Raw genomic sequence first — 14,137 nt, forward strand, 5'->3', positions numbered from 1 at the left:
GAGGGTTGATCGGGTTGCACGAGCCCTCGGGTGCGCGCCTCGATCCGTAGTTTCAGAGCATGACAACCGCGACTCCGCTCACCGCCCAGGACGAGAAGACCTGGATCCCCCTTGCCCACTACTCCGGCGTGCTCTCCTTCGTCGGCCCGCTCATCGTGCTGCTCGTGCAGAAGAACCGCAGTGCCGCCGTCGAGCGCGAGGCGAAGGAGTCGCTGAACGCGCAGATCACCGTCGCGCTCGCCGCCCTCGTGCTGTACACGCTCGGCGGAGTGCTGGCGTTCGTGCTCGTCGGCTTCGTGTTCCTGCTCGTCGCCCCGCTGGTGCAGCTCGCCGGCGTGGTGCTCGCGATCATCGCGGGCGTCAAGGCCGGCCAGACCGGCACCTTCCGATATCCGCTCACTCTGAGGCTCCTGAAATGACCACTGCACACCTGCTCATCGCCCTCGCCCTCGCGCTCCCCTTCGCCGGGCTGCTCTGCGAGGCACTCCGCCCCCTCGGCCCGCGCACCGCCCGCTCCCTGCGACGGATGCGCGCCCGCCTCCGACCCGCCGCCCACCTCCAGGGCGTCGCCATCCCCACCACCCGCGCCACCGAGTCCGACCACCGCGCCCTCGTCGACGCCTGAGGCTGCGCCGGACCGCGCGCAGCGCGGCCGGCACAGCGGCACAGCGGCACAGCGGCACAGCGGCACAGCGGCACAGCGGCACAGCGTATACACGGGTAGTGCGCTCGTAGACTGGAGGGCGTGTCCGCCCGCCAGATCCACCTCGTCCGCCACGGTGAAGTCTTCAACCCCGACGAAGTGCTCTACGGGCGCCTGCCGAACTTCGGGCTCTCCGAGCTCGGGCACCGCTTCGCGAAGGCGGCCGCCGACGACCTGGTGGCGCGCCGCCGCACGGTGGCCGCGCTCTACACCTCGCCCTTGCAGCGGGCGCGGGAGTCCGGGCAGCCGATCGCGGAGGCCTTCGAGCTGACGCCCTCCATCGAGGAACGCATCATCGAGCCGACGAACGCCTTCGAGGGCCGTCGCATGAAGGGCCCGGGCGGCGCCCTGCGCGACCCGCGCATGTGGCGGTTCCTCTGGAACCCGTGGCGCCCGGCCTGGGGCGAGGCGTTCCGCTCCATCTCGGCCCGCATGCTGGCCGCGATGAACGACGCCTACGACAAGGCCGAGGCCGAAGGCGTCGAGGGTGACATCGTGATGGTGAGCCACCAGCTCCCCATCTGGATGGCCCACCGCACCATCGTGGGTGAGCGCCTGCCGCACGACCCGCGCAAGCGCCGCTGCGCCCTCTCCAGCATCACGAGCTTCGAGCGCCGCGACGGCCGGCTCGTCGAGGTGGGCTACACCGACCCGGCCGCGGGCCTCGCGGCGAAGGCCACCGACGTGGGGGCGGTCTGATGCGCCCCCACCCCGAGCGCAGGCCCCGGCCCCGACCCCGCCGCCGGCTCGCGGTCGCGGTCACTGCACTCGCCGCCGCCACCGCGCTCCTGCTGGCAGGCTGCACCACCGAGAACGACGCCCTCGCCGACCAGTACCTCAACGGCGACAACAAGGGCTACATCTCGGGCGACGGCACGGTCACCGAGATTCCCGAGGCCGACCGCGGCGAACCCGTCGAGTTCGCGGGCACCGACGAAGACGGCGAACCCGTCTCCTCGGCCGACTACGCGGGCGAGGTGCTGGTCGTGAACTTCTGGTACGCCGGATGCGCGCCCTGCCGCGCCGAGGCCCCCGACCTCCAGAAGCTGAGCGCCGACTACGAGGGCAAGGGCGCGAGCTTCCTCGGCGTGAACGTGCGCGACCAGGCTGCTACGGCCAAGGCCTTCTCCGAGAACTACGGCATCGGCTACCGCTCGGTGGTCGACACCGACGGCGCGCTGCAGCTCGCCTTCGCGGGCAAGATCTCGCCGAAGGCCGTACCGACCACGCTCGTGCTCGACAAGGAGGGCCGGGTCGCCGCGCGCATCGTCGGCCGCGTGAGCGAGCCCTCCATCCTCGACACCCTCATCGCGTCGAGCCTCGACCCCGCAAGCACCCCCACCCCCACCCCCACCCCCGCCGCCGCGGGCGCGAGCTGACCGGCGTGAACGGCAACCCCTTCGCCGAGGTGGTGCTGAGCGGCCAGCTGCTGCTCGCCATCCCGATCGCCCTGCTCGCCGGCATCGTCTCCTTCGCCTCGCCCTGCGTGCTCCCGCTCGTGCCCGGCTACCTCGGCTACGTCAGCGGGTTCTCGGGGGCCGGTGACAGGAGTGGGGACGCCGAGACGGACGCCGCGGGCCGCAAGGCCGGCCGGCGACGCATGCTCCTCGGCATCGCCCTGTTCATCCTCGGCTTCTCGGCGATCTTCCTCGCCTACTCCGCCGTCTTCGGCGCCCTCGGCACCTGGCTCATCGTCTGGCAGGACACCATCACCCGCGTCATGGGCGTCGTCGTGATCGCCCTCGGCCTGGTGTTCATCGGCCAGTTCAGCTTCCTCCAGCGCACCATCAAGCCGAACTGGCGCCCGGCGACGGGTCTCGCCGGCGCCCCCGTGCTCGGCATCGTCTTCGGCCTCGGCTGGACCCCGTGCATCGGCCCCACCCTCGGTGCCATCCAGGCCCTCAGCCTCTCCGGCGGCTCGGCCTGGAGCGGGGTGCTGCTCGGCCTGTTCTACTGCATCGGGCTCGGCGTGCCCTTCCTGCTTGTGGCCCTCGGGCTCGACTGGGTGACGGGGTCGGTCGCCTTCCTCAAGCGCCACATCCGGGCCATCAACATCGTCGGCGGCGCGCTCCTCGTGGCCATCGGCATCCTCATGGTCTCCGGACTCTGGACGATCTGGATCTACGAGCTTCAGGCGGTGATCAACGGCTTTGTCACGCCCATCTGACCACGTCGACGCGGGCCTCCCCGGCTACGAGCCGCGCGACCGTGACCGCGACGCCGATCGCGACGCGCGCGCGGGCGACGACGTCACCCTGCCGAAGCTCGGCCCCCTCGGCTGGCTGCGCTGGTTCTGGCGCCAGCTCACGAGCATGCGCACGGCGCTCTTCCTTCTCCTCCTGCTCGCCCTGGCGGCGGTGCCCGGCTCGCTCGTGCCGCAGCGGGCAGCCGACCCCAACGGCGTCACCCAGTACTTCGTCGACAACCCCGACCTCGCGCCCGTGCTCGACTCGGTGCAGGCCTTCGACGTGTACACCTCGGCGTGGTTCTCGTCGATCTACCTGCTGCTGTTCGTCTCGCTCATCGGCTGCATCATCCCGCGCACGAAGCACCACTTCGACGCGCTCCGCGCCAAGCCGCCGCGCACGCCGGCGCGCCTGTCGCGGCTCGCCGGTTTCACCACCCGCGACGTGGCGGGCGGGGCGAGTGCCGCATCCGTCGTCGAGTCGGCGAAGGCGCAGCTGAAGCGCCAGCGCTACCGCACCGTCGTGTTCACGGGCGTCGACAAGAAGACCGGGCGCGAGACGGTGTCGGTGTCGGCCGAGCGCGGCTACCTGCGCGAGACCGGCAACCTGGTGTTCCACGCCGCGCTCGTCGGCATCCTGCTCGCCGTGGGCATCGGCGGCGGCTTCGGCTACCAGGGCCAGCGTGTCGTGGTGGAGGGGCAGACCTTCGTGAATACGCTGCTCGCCTACGACTCGTTCAACCCCGGCCGCTTCTTCAGCGACAGCCAGCTCGAGCCCTATTCGCTCACCCTCGACTCCTTCAGCGCCACCTACGAGACCCAGTCGCTGCAGGCCTTCGGTCAGCCGCTCGACTACAACGCGGCGGTGACGACGGATGAGGGCGGCCAGGTCTCCGAGAGCGACATCAAGGTGAACGAACCGCTCAAGATCGGCGGCACCGACATCTACCTGCTCGGCAACGGCTACGCCCCCACCATCACGGTGCGCGACCCCGCGGGCGACGTCGTGTTCACCGACTCGGTGCCGTTCCTGCCGCAGGACTCGAACCTCACCTCGCTCGGTGTCGTGAAGATCCCGGATGGTCTGGCCGAGCAGGTGGGCATGATCGGCTTCTTCTACCCCACCCAGTCGGTGGCCGACACCGGTGCCTACTACTCATCGTTCCCCGAGCCCGAGTACCCCGTGCTCACGCTCAACGTCTACGACGGCGACCTCGGTCTCGACGGCGGGGTTCCCGCATCCGTCTACTCCCTCGACACCGAGGGCATGACCCAGCTCACGGGCGGGGCGACCGGGGTCGACTCGCTCGAACTGAAGCCCGGCGAGACCGCCGAGCTGCCGAACGGGCTCGGCACCGTGAGCTTCGACGAGGTGAAGCGGTTCGCGTCGTTCGACGTGCACCACGACCCCACCCAGGGCTGGGTGCTGCTGTTCGCCGTGCTCGTGTTCGGCGGCCTGCTCACCGCGCTGTTCGTGCCGCGCCGCCGGCTGTGGGTGAAGGCCACCGAGCGGCCCGACGGCACCGTGCACGTCGAGTACGCCGGTCTCGCCCGCGGCGACGACCCGCGCCTCGTCGAGGCCGTCGCCCAGTTCGCCGACAAGCACGCCGGCCCGCAGGCGGCCCCTCCTGCCGCCGTATCCCCTGACGACACCAAGGTTTAGGCTCTATCCGTGACGCAAACCCTCGATCAGCTCTCGATCATCCTCATCTACTCGGCCATGGCCGTGTACGCGCTCGCGTTCATCGCGTTCGCCCTCGACCTGGCGCGCCGCTCGGCGACCGTGAAGCAGGCGGTGGGTGCTCCCGGTGCGGAGGTCGCGGGGGGCGACGGCGTCGAGGAACGGGTACCGGCGGTCGCCGCGGTGGGCGCCGCAACCTCGACGGGCGCGCGCGGGGCCACGGGCGACACGAGCGGCGCGGGCTCGGGTGCCGGTGACGAGCGCTCGCTGGTGTCGCTCGACGGCGTCGACGCGGCGGGCAAGCGCTCCATCGCCCTGCGCCTCGGGGTGTCGTTCACCATCCTCGGCTTCGTCATCCAGATCGGCGGTGTGGTGCTGCGCGGCATCGCCGCGTCGCGGGTGCCGTGGGCGAACATGTACGAGTTCTCCATCACGGGAACGCTGCTCATCGTCGCCGTCTTCCTCGTCGTGCTGCTCCGCGAAGACCTGCGCTTCCTCGGCACCTTCGTCATCGGCCTGGTGCTCGTGCTGCTCGGCATCTCGACGGTGAACTACTACGTGAGCATCGTGCCGCTGCCGCCGTCGCTGCAGTCGGCGTGGCTGGTCATCCACGTGCTCGTCGCCATTCTGGGCACGGCGTTCTTCGCGCTCGGCGGCGCGCTCTCGGTGCTGCAACTGCTGCAGACCCGAGGCGACTCGGTCGGTCGCATCGCGACGGCGCTCCGCATGCGGTTCCTCAAGACGCTTCCCGACTCGGAGTCGCTCGAGCGCACCGCCTACCGACTCAACATCGTCGGCTTCGTGTTCTGGACCTTCACCCTCATCGCCGGTGCCATCTGGGCCGAGCGCGCCTGGGGCCGCTACTGGGGCTGGGACACCAAGGAGGTGTGGACCTTCATCATCTGGGTCATCTACGCCGGGTACATCCACGCCCGCGCCACGCGCGGCTGGCGCGGCTCGCGCTCGGCCTGGCTCGCCATCGTCGGCTTCGCCGCGGTGCTGTTCAACTTCGGTGTGGTGAACGTGTTCTTCAAGGGTCTGCACGCCTACTCGGGGCTCTGAGCCGGCTCACGGATGCGAAGGGCCGCGACGGATGCGCGTCGCGGCCTTTCTTCGTTCCGCCCGGTCAGCAGCGTGCCGGATTCAGGGCTCTTCGTGGGTGTCGGGGTCGCCGCCGAACAGGCGACCGTCGGCCTGGCCGAGCGCCGTGATGGCCGCCACCTCGGCGTCGCTCAGCTCGAAGCCGAACACGTCGAGGTTCTCCGCCTGGCGCGCAGGGGTGCCGCTCTTCGGAATCGGCACGCTGCCGAGCTGCACGTGCCAGCGCAGGATGACCTGCGCCGGAGTCACGCCGTGCGCCTCGGCCGCGGCGAGCACCGACTCCTGCCCGTAGGCGGCGTTGCGCTTGCCAAGCGGGCTCCACGCCTCGGTGACGATGCCGAGCTCGGCGTTCACCGCGCGCTGTTCCACCTGGGGGAAGTAGGGGTGCAGCTCGATCTGGTTGACCGCGGGTGTGACCCCGGTGGCCGCGACGATGCGCTCGAGCTGCGACCGGGTGAAGTTGCTGACGCCGATCGACCGCACGAGCCCTTCCTCGCGCGCCTGCACGAGCGCCTCCCAGGCCTCGACGTACTTGTCGACGCTCGGGTTCGGCCAGTGGATGAGGTACAGGTCGAGCTGCTCGAGCCCGAGCCGCCAGATCGACTCCCTGACCGCTTCGGCGGCCTCGGTCCGCCCGTGGTAGCGGCCCGGGAGCTTGGAGGTGACGAAGAGCTCGTCGCGCGCGATGCCGCTCCGACGGATGGCCTCGCCCACCGCTCCCTCGTTGTCGTAGTTGAACGCGGTGTCGAGCGAGCGGTAGCCGGTGTCGATGGCGGAGACGATCGCCGCCACGCCCTCCTCTCCGCGCAACGGGTAGGTGCCGAAGCCGAGGGCGGGGATGTCGTGTCCGTCGTTGAGCGTACGGGTGGGGGCGAGTGTCGTCATGCTTCCACGCTAGGCCGCCGCGGCCCGCATCGGGCGACCGGCGATGTCGAGGTGTGAAGAATCGACGATCTTTCGGCCCGGTGAATTCGAACACAAATCCGCTGTGTCGAAATGAACCAATCTTGCTGGCGGCGCGCATCCGCTCGCTACGCTTGCTGACTTGTGCGAGGGCGACGATCCGCCGGCCGTCGTGCGCGATGACGCGCGGAACGATTCGAGGAGGAATCGCATGGTGCAACTCGCCATCGTGCGCGAGCGTGAGGGGGAGACGCGGGTGGCGTCGAGCCCGCCGACCGTCGCGAAGCTCGTGGCTCTCGGCTACGAGGTCGTGGTCGAGCGTGGAGCGGGGGAGCGGTCGTCGTTCCCCGACGCGGCCTACGAGGCTGCGGGCGCCCGGCTGGTCTCCACTGCAGCGGCCTGGCAGGCCGAGGTCGTGCTGAAGGTCGCCGCCCCCGAGCTCTCGGAGATCGGGCGGCTCGCCGACGGCGCGCTGCTCGTCGCGCAGCTGAGCCCGGCGCTCCGGCCCGACCTGGTGCAGGCGCTCGCCGTGCGCGGTATCACCGCGCTCGCTATGGACGCGGTGCCGCGCATCTCGCGCGCCCAGTCGATGGACGTGCTGAGCTCGATGGCGAACATCGCCGGCTACCGCGCCGTCGTCGAGGCGGCGCACGAGTTCGGGCGCTTCTTCACCGGGCAGGTGACGGCCGCGGGCAAGGTGCCTCCGGCCACGGTGCTGGTGGCGGGTGCCGGCGTGGCCGGACTCGCCGCGATCGGTGCGGCGTCGAGCCTCGGTGCCGTGGTGCGCGCCACCGATCCTCGGCCCGAGGTCGCCGACCAGGTGAAGTCGATCGGCGGCCAGTACCTGGCGGTCGAGGTGGCCGAGCAGATGGTCTCCACCGACGGCTACGCGAAGGCGACCAGCGAGGCCTACGACCGCCGGGCCGCCGAGATCTACTCGGAGCAGGCCGCCGAGGTCGACATCATCGTGACGACGGCGCTCATCCCGGGCCGGCCGGCGCCGCGGCTCATCACGGCGGCCGACGTGGCGTCGATGAAGTCGGGCAGCGTCATCGTCGACATGGCGGCCGCGCAGGGCGGCAACGTCGAGGGTTCGGTGGCGGGGGAGAAGGTGGTGACCGCGAACGGCGTCACCATCCTCGGCTACACCGACCTCGCCGGGCGGCTGCCCCAGCAGGCGTCACAGCTGTACGGCACGAACCTCTACAACCTGCTCGCGCTCATCACGCCCGGCAAAGACGGCGAGCCGGTTCTCGACTTCGACGACGTCATCCAGCGCACGGTCACCGTGGTGCGGGACGGGGAGGTGACCTGGCCGCCCCCGCCCGTGCAGGTGTCGGCGGTGCCGGCCGCGGGTGCGCCGGGTGCGGGTGCGCCGGGCGCGGGGGGCGCTGCGGGTGCCGCCGCCGCATCCGTCGCCCCCGTCAAGCAGCCCCTGAGCGCGGGCCGCCGCGGGCTGCTCGTCGGGCTCGGGGTCGCCGTGCTGTTCGTGGTGTGCGCCGTCGCGCCCGAACCCCTGCCCCGCCACTTCCTCGTGCTCACGCTCTCGGTGGTGATCGGCTTCTACGTCATCGGCAAGGTGGCGCACGCGCTGCACACACCCCTGATGAGCGTGACGAACGCGATCTCGGGAATCATCGTCGTGGGGGCGCTGCAGCAGATCACCTCCACCGACGTGGTCGTGCAGATCCTCGCCGCGGTCGCCGTGCTGCTCGCGAGCATCAACATCTTCGGCGGCTTCGCCGTCACCAGACGGATGCTCGCCATGTTCTCGAAGGGAGGCGCCCGATGACCGAGGTCACCCTCGCGACCGGCATCGCCGCATCCGTCGCCGGTGCCGCCTACATCGTCGCCGCCCTGCTGTTCGTGCTGAGCCTCGCGGGGCTCAGCCGCCATGAGAGCTCGCGCGGAGGGGTGGTGTTCGGCATCGTCGGCATGACGATCGCGCTGCTCGCGACCGTGTGGCTCACCGTGTCGCAGGCCTGGGGCACGCCGCAGGCGGTCACCGGCTTGGTCGCCCTCGTCGTCGCCATGGTGGTCGGCGCAGCGATCGGCCTGTGGCGGGCGCGGCGGGTCGAGATGACGGGCATGCCCGAGCTCATCGCCCTGCTGCACTCGTTCGTGGGCCTCGCCGCGGTGCTCGTGGGCTGGAACGGTGCGCTGCACGACACCGGGCTCACCGGGGCACTGCGCGACATCCACCACGCCGAGGTGTTCATCGGCGTGTTCATCGGTGCCGTGACGTTCACCGGGTCGATCGTGGCGTTCCTGAAGCTGTCGGCCCGCATCTCGTCGAAGCCGCTGGTGCTCCCGGGCAAGAACGTGCTCAACGTGGGTGCGCTCGTCGTGTTCGTGGCGCTCACGGTCTGGTACGTCGTCTCGCCGTCGCTCGGGCTGCTCATCGCGGTGACCGCGCTCGCGCTCGCGCTCGGCTGGCACCTCGTGGCGTCGATCGGCGGCGGCGACATGCCGGTCGTGGTGTCGATGCTCAACAGCTACTCGGGCTGGGCGGCGGCTGCCGCCGGCTTCCTGCTCGACAACGACCTGCTCATCGTCGTGGGTGCGCTCGTGGGGTCGTCTGGCGCGTACCTGTCGTACATCATGTGCAAGGCGATGAACCGGTCGTTCCTCTCCGTGATCGCGGGTGGCTTCGGCATCGCGGCGCCGACCCGCGGCGACGAGGAGGTGGGGGAGCACCGCGAGGTGACGGCCGCCGGCGCCGCCGAGCTGCTGGCCGAGGCGTCGTCGGTGGTCATCACGCCCGGGTACGGCATGGCGGTGGCGCAGGCGCAGTACCCCGTGGCGGAGCTCGCCTCGCGGCTGCGGGAGCGGGGTGTCGACGTGCGGTTCGGCATCCACCCCGTCGCCGGGCGACTGCCCGGGCACATGAACGTGCTGCTGGCCGAGGCCAAGGTGCCCTACGACATCGTGCTCGAGATGGACGAGGTGAACGACGACCTCGCCAACACCTCGGTGGTGCTCGTGATCGGGGCCAACGACACGGTGAACCCGGCCGCCGCCGAAGACCCGGGCAGCCCGATCGCGGGCATGCCGGTGCTGCGGGTGTGGGAGGCCGAGAACGTCATCGTGTTCAAGCGCTCGATGGCGTCGGGGTACGCGGGGGTGCAGAACCCGCTGTTCTTCCGCGAGAACGCGCAGATGCTGTTCGGCGACGCGAAGGAGCGGGTGGAGGACATCCTGCGGGAGCTGTGAGCGGGGCGGGGGCCGGCGGGCCCGGCGCTCGCCCGGTGCTCTCGGGCGGGCGCGGGCCCATCGGTTAGAGTCGCAGGCGGCGCGGAGCGCGCTCTGGCAGGGCGGGAGGTGTCGTGGGCGAGATCCTCGACGACATGGACTCCCGCCCCGGGAGCGCCACCTCCCTCCTCCGCACCATCGTCGGCCTCCACCTCCGCGAGCTCGGCGGGTGGGTCGCCGTCTCGCACCTGCTCGAGCTGCTGGAGACCGTCGGCGTGCCGGCCCCCCGGGCGCGCACGGCGGTGGCGCGGGTGAAGAAGAAGGGCCTGCTCACTCCCGAGTCCCGGGGGCAGCTGGCGGGCTACGCCCTGGTTCCGGATGCGGTGGCCATGCTCGAACGCGGCGACCGTCGCATCCATCACCCGCGGGCGATGGGCGACGGCGACCCGTGGTGCCTGGTGTCGTTCTCCCTCCCCGAGGCGCAGCGTGACCTGCGCCACCAGCTGCGCCGGCGCCTGCACTGGATCGGCTGCGGCACCGTGTCGCCCGCGCTCTGGATCTGCCCGGGCTTCCTGGTCGATGAGGTGGAGGAGATCCTCGTGAGCCTCGGCGTGCGGCAGCACGCGACGGTCTTCCTCACCGACCGCCCCCGCGTCGAGGGCGACCTCGGCGCGGCCGTCTCCCGCTGGTGGGACCTCGACGCCCTCCGCCGCCTCCACACCGCGTTCCTCACTGAGCACGGCGCTGCCGCTGCCGCACCCGCGGCGTCCACGGTGAGCGACGCGGCAGCGTTCGCCGCCTACGTGCGCGCCATCGACACCTGGCGCATCATCCCCTACCTCGACCCCGGTCTCCCCGCCTCGCTGCTCCCGGCAGACTGGCCCGGTGCGGCGAGCGCCACGCTCCTCGCCGACCTCCGCACCCGCTTCGCCGCCCCCGCCGCGCGCTTCGCCGCCGACCGCACCCCGCGCATCCGCTCGCCCAGGTAGCGCGATCTGCTCGAATCACGCCGCTTTCGAGCGCTTTGCGCGACCATCACGCTCGACGCGGGGTAAGAGTGAGTGCGTGGTGTGTGGTGGGTGCGAGCGGCGCGTGAGTTGGTCGCGCACAGTGCTCGCAACCAGCCTTCAACGAGCCGTTTGCGCGACCTTTTCGCTGATGGAGGGGGAGCACCTCAGAGGGTGTGGGTAGGAGAGTTCAGGGCGCGGGGTCGCTCGGGACGTTGGCCTCGAAGACGCGCTCGGCATAGCCGGCGAGCTTGTCGGTGCAGGCCGCGAGGCGCTCGGTGGCGGCGGTGGCCTCGGGCAGGGCGAGGGCGTCGCGGCGCAGCAGGTCGCGGTGCCAGCGGCGCAGGCGCTCGAGGCTCTGCTCCTCCTCCTCGAGCTCGCCGAAGGTGAACTTCTGCTTGGCGATCTCGCGGTCGATCTCGTCGTCGAACTTGCCGCAGTCGGCGACGAACTCGGCCCACTCGTCGACCCGTGCCGCCGCGAAGGCGTCGCGCAGGGTCGCGGTGTCGGCGTCAGACCGCCCCGACACCTGCAGCACGGTGAGCCCCCCGCCGTCGGCGCGCTCGGCGAGCGCCCGCACGGCATCGAGATGCTCGGTGAAGGCCGGGAGCTCGGGCACCGCCCAGGCGCCGGATGCCGCGGGCACCGCGCCCATGCGCCGCAGCTCCCTCCACACCGCCACCCGATGCTTCGTCGGCTGCGCCGGAACCCGGGGAATGAGCAGGAGCCATGAAAACAAAGTCACATCAGTCACACTGAAAATGTAACACATGTCACATTCACCTGTTTCGTAAACGTTTGCGTGGGGGGAAACGGGGTGCCTAGTCTCGTCGGAGCGATCGCACGTAAACGATTGCGCATGGCGCGCTGAGAACGCCGAGACACCCAGACCCGCACCCGAAGGAGGGCAGATGACGACCATCAGAGACGTCGCCCGGGTCGCCGGGGTCTCACCCGCCACCGTGTCGCGCGTGGTCAACGGGCTCATCGGGTACTCCGCCGACACGCAGCGCCGGGTCGAGGAGGCCATCGCCACCCTCAACTACGAGCCCGACACCCTGGCCCGCGGGCTCAAGACGAAGCAGACCGCCGTCATCGGGGTGCTCGCGCCCGTCGTCTCCGACGCGCTCGCCTCCGAGATCATGAGCGGTGTCGAGGCTGCAGCCCGCCTCCGCGGCCACTCGGTGATGCTCGGTCGCACGGGTCCGGGCTCCGCCTTCGCCGCGAGCTACCTGCGCACGCTCCGCACCTACCGGGCCGCCGGGGTCATCCTCATCTCGGCAGCCGTCACGCCCGAGATGCGGCGCACGCTGGGGTCGAGCATCCCGCTCATGTCGGTCGCCATCCGCGACGGCCGCCGCTTCGCGAGCATCGCCATCGACGACGAGGTCGCCGCCTACGACGGCACCCGCCACCTCATCGCCCTCGGCCACCGCCGCATCGGCCTGCTCGCGGGCGACCCCGAGTCGGTGCTCGTGAACACCGTGCGCAAGCGCGGCTACCTGCGCGCGATGAGCGAGGCCCGCCTCTCGCCGGTGATGGAGCACGGCAACTCGCTCTACGACTCCGCCCCTCCCGCGCTCGCCCGGCTGCTGGCTCAGGATGCGCAGCTCACCGCCGTCTTCGCCCTCAGCGACGAGATGGGCGCCGCCGTCGTGAACGAGCTGCAGCGGCAGGGCCGGCGCGTGCCCGACGACATCTCGGTGCTCGGATTCGACAACACGCGCACCTCGATGCACGTGCACCCCGCCCTGAGCACGATCGCGCAGCCGCTCGAGCGCATGGGCGAGCTCGCCGTCGAGAAGCTGCTGGCCGCGACAGCGAGCGGCACGGGCGAGCCGTCCGGAGGGCTGACCCCGCGCATCCTTCCCCACCGCCTCATCGAACGCGGCTCGACCGCGCCCCTGGCACCGCACGCCTGAACCGAACACCCCTGAGGGGCCCTCGCGCGCCCTCTCGACCGAACCTCACCCCACAAGAAGGAGCAATCATGATGCAACGACGCCGTGATCGACGGATCGCCGTCGGCCTAGCGCTGACCGCAGCCGCAGCGATCACCCTCACCGCCTGCTCGGGCTCGGGATCGGGAGCCAGCACTCCCGCCGCCGACGCTGAGCTCGAGGGCCGCGGGCCCATCCAGTACGTCTCGAGCCCCGACGCCTCGGGCGCCGCGCAGGCCACGATCGACGCCTGGAACGCCGAGCACCCCGACGAGCAGGTCACCTGGGTCGAGTTGCCGCTCGACGCCGACCAGCAGCGCCAGCAGATGGTGCAGAACGCCCAGGTCGAGGGCGATGCGTACTCGGTGCTCAACCTCGACGTGGTGTGGACCAGCGAGTTCGCCGCCAACCGCTGGATCACCGCCCTCCCCGAAGACACCCTCCCGGTCGACGAGCTCGTTCCCGCCACCGTCGAGGCCGCGAGCTACCGCGACACCCTCTATGGCGCCCCGTACTACACCGACGGCGCGCTGCTGTACTCGCGCACCGACCTGCTCACCGCGGCCGGCATCACCGAGGCGCCCACCACCTGGGCCGAGATGCAGGAGGACTGCGCCTCGGTGCTCGCCCTTCCCGAGGCCGCCGGCATGTCGTGCTACGCGGGCCAGTTCGACAAGAACGAGGGCCTCACGGTGAACTTCAGCGAGGCCGTCGCCTCGGCCGGCGGTGAGCTCTTCGACGCCGACGGCAACCCCACGGTCGACACCCCCGAGGCGAAGACCGCACTCGAGTTCCTGGTCGACGGCTTCGAGTCGGGAATGATCCCGCGCGACGCCATCACTTTCCAGGAGGAGCAGGGCCGTCAGGCGTTCCAGGAGGGCAAGCTCGTCTTCCTCCGCAATTGGCCCTACATCTACAAGTCGCTCTCCGCGACCGACGGTTCGTCGAGCGTCGCCGGCAAGTTCGGCGTGAGCGCCATCCCCGGTGAAGACGGCCCCGGCGTGTCCACCCTCGGTGGCCGCAACATCGCCATCTCGAGCTTCGCCGAGAACAAGGCGACCGCCCTCGACTTCATCGCCTTCTTCACGAACCGTGAGCAGGAGGAGGCCCGCCTCGCCCTGAGCTCGCGCGCCCCCGTCTTCCCCGAGTTCTTCGAAGACGAGGCCGTGACGGCGAACTACCCCTACCTGCCGACGCTGCTGACCTCGCTCGAGAACGCCCAGCCGCGCCCGAAGGTCGTCGCCTACGGTGCCACCACCGCCGCCATCCAAGATGAGATCTACGCCGCCCTCACCGGCGAGAAGACCCCGGATGCGGCACTCGCCGACCTGCAGACCAAGCTGACCGACGTCACCAAGGGCTAGCACGACGGCCGAGCGGATGCGGTGGTCGCGTCGACAGACAGACCGGCCACCGCATCCGCTC

The 14,137-nt window shown here is 70.9% G+C and carries 14 protein-coding genes; 12 read left to right on the plus strand and 2 right to left on the minus strand.

The window, feature by feature from the left end; translation table 11 throughout:
* Positions 1-59: 59 nt before the first annotated feature.
* The 7 genes from HL652_RS00110 to ccsB all read left to right on the plus strand — a co-directional run bounded on the left by HL652_RS00110 (position 60) and on the right by ccsB (position 5,631).
* Entirely contained in the window at positions 60-419 is a 360-nt protein-coding gene (locus HL652_RS00110; protein WP_171703424.1) for a DUF4870 domain-containing protein, read from the plus strand.
* Positions 416-625 (plus strand): hypothetical protein, encoded by a 210-nt coding sequence (locus tag HL652_RS00115; protein WP_171703425.1) that lies wholly within the window; start codon positions 416-418, stop codon positions 623-625. Before HL652_RS00110 ends, HL652_RS00115 begins: the two co-directional genes overlap by 4 nt.
* 120 nt (positions 626-745) lie before the next feature.
* On the plus strand, positions 746-1,402 hold the full coding sequence (locus tag HL652_RS00120) for a histidine phosphatase family protein (protein ID WP_171703426.1): 657 nt from the start codon (positions 746-748) through the stop codon (positions 1,400-1,402).
* Positions 1,402-2,082: a TlpA family protein disulfide reductase gene (locus tag HL652_RS00125; protein WP_171703427.1), complete on the plus strand. Its 681-nt coding sequence runs from the start codon at positions 1,402-1,404 to the stop codon at positions 2,080-2,082. The genes HL652_RS00120 and HL652_RS00125 overlap by 1 nt, the downstream gene beginning before the upstream one ends.
* 5 nt (positions 2,083-2,087) lie before the next feature.
* Positions 2,088-2,870, plus strand: a complete 783-nt coding sequence (locus tag HL652_RS00130) for a cytochrome c biogenesis CcdA family protein (protein ID WP_171703428.1) — start codon at positions 2,088-2,090, stop codon at positions 2,868-2,870.
* Positions 2,854-4,551: a cytochrome c biogenesis protein ResB gene (resB, locus tag HL652_RS00135; protein ID WP_371743529.1), complete on the plus strand. Its 1,698-nt coding sequence runs from the start codon at positions 2,854-2,856 to the stop codon at positions 4,549-4,551. Before HL652_RS00130 ends, resB begins: the two co-directional genes overlap by 17 nt.
* A gap of 9 nt (positions 4,552-4,560) precedes the next feature.
* Positions 4,561-5,631, plus strand: coding sequence for a c-type cytochrome biogenesis protein CcsB (gene ccsB / locus HL652_RS00140; RefSeq protein WP_253743534.1), 1,071 nt, complete (start codon positions 4,561-4,563; stop codon positions 5,629-5,631).
* Positions 5,632-5,712: 81 nt separating this feature from the next.
* Here the strand turns inward: ccsB and HL652_RS00145 are convergent, their stop codons facing one another.
* Positions 5,713-6,555, minus strand: coding sequence for an aldo/keto reductase (locus HL652_RS00145; protein WP_171703429.1), 843 nt, complete (start codon positions 6,553-6,555; stop codon positions 5,713-5,715).
* A gap of 229 nt (positions 6,556-6,784) precedes the next feature.
* Here HL652_RS00145 and HL652_RS00150 point away from each other — a divergent pair, with 229 nt between their 5' ends.
* The 3 genes from HL652_RS00150 to HL652_RS00160 all read left to right on the plus strand — a co-directional run bounded on the left by HL652_RS00150 (position 6,785) and on the right by HL652_RS00160 (position 10,754).
* Positions 6,785-8,365, plus strand: a complete 1,581-nt coding sequence (locus HL652_RS00150) for a Re/Si-specific NAD(P)(+) transhydrogenase subunit alpha (protein WP_171703430.1) — start codon at positions 6,785-6,787, stop codon at positions 8,363-8,365.
* Positions 8,362-9,786, plus strand: a complete 1,425-nt coding sequence (pntB, locus tag HL652_RS00155; RefSeq protein WP_171703431.1) for a Re/Si-specific NAD(P)(+) transhydrogenase subunit beta — start codon at positions 8,362-8,364, stop codon at positions 9,784-9,786. Before HL652_RS00150 ends, pntB begins: the two co-directional genes overlap by 4 nt.
* A 113-nt stretch (positions 9,787-9,899) precedes the next feature.
* Entirely contained in the window at positions 9,900-10,754 is an 855-nt protein-coding gene (locus HL652_RS00160) for a PaaX family transcriptional regulator (RefSeq protein ID WP_253743536.1), read from the plus strand.
* 208 nt (positions 10,755-10,962) lie between these two features.
* On the opposite strand, the gene HL652_RS00165 is transcribed toward HL652_RS00160, so the two are convergent.
* Positions 10,963-11,526, minus strand: a complete 564-nt coding sequence (locus HL652_RS00165; RefSeq protein WP_253743538.1) for a Chromate resistance protein ChrB — start codon at positions 11,524-11,526, stop codon at positions 10,963-10,965.
* Between the two features lie 157 nt (positions 11,527-11,683).
* Here HL652_RS00165 and HL652_RS00170 point away from each other — a divergent pair, with 157 nt between their 5' ends.
* The gene (locus tag HL652_RS00170) at positions 11,684-12,694 is read left to right on the plus strand and encodes a LacI family DNA-binding transcriptional regulator (protein ID WP_171703433.1); all 1,011 of its coding nucleotides are present in this window, start codon (positions 11,684-11,686) and stop codon (positions 12,692-12,694) included.
* A gap of 68 nt (positions 12,695-12,762) precedes the next feature.
* Positions 12,763-14,076 carry an ABC transporter substrate-binding protein gene (locus tag HL652_RS00175; protein WP_171703434.1) on the plus strand — a complete coding sequence of 438 codons (1,314 nt, stop codon included), beginning with the start codon at positions 12,763-12,765 and terminating at the stop codon, positions 14,074-14,076.
* Positions 14,077-14,137 lie beyond the last annotated feature (61 nt).

It is taken from the genome of Herbiconiux sp. SALV-R1, assembly GCF_013113715.1.
In the GTDB taxonomy this organism is placed as follows: domain Bacteria; phylum Actinomycetota; class Actinomycetes; order Actinomycetales; family Microbacteriaceae; genus Herbiconiux.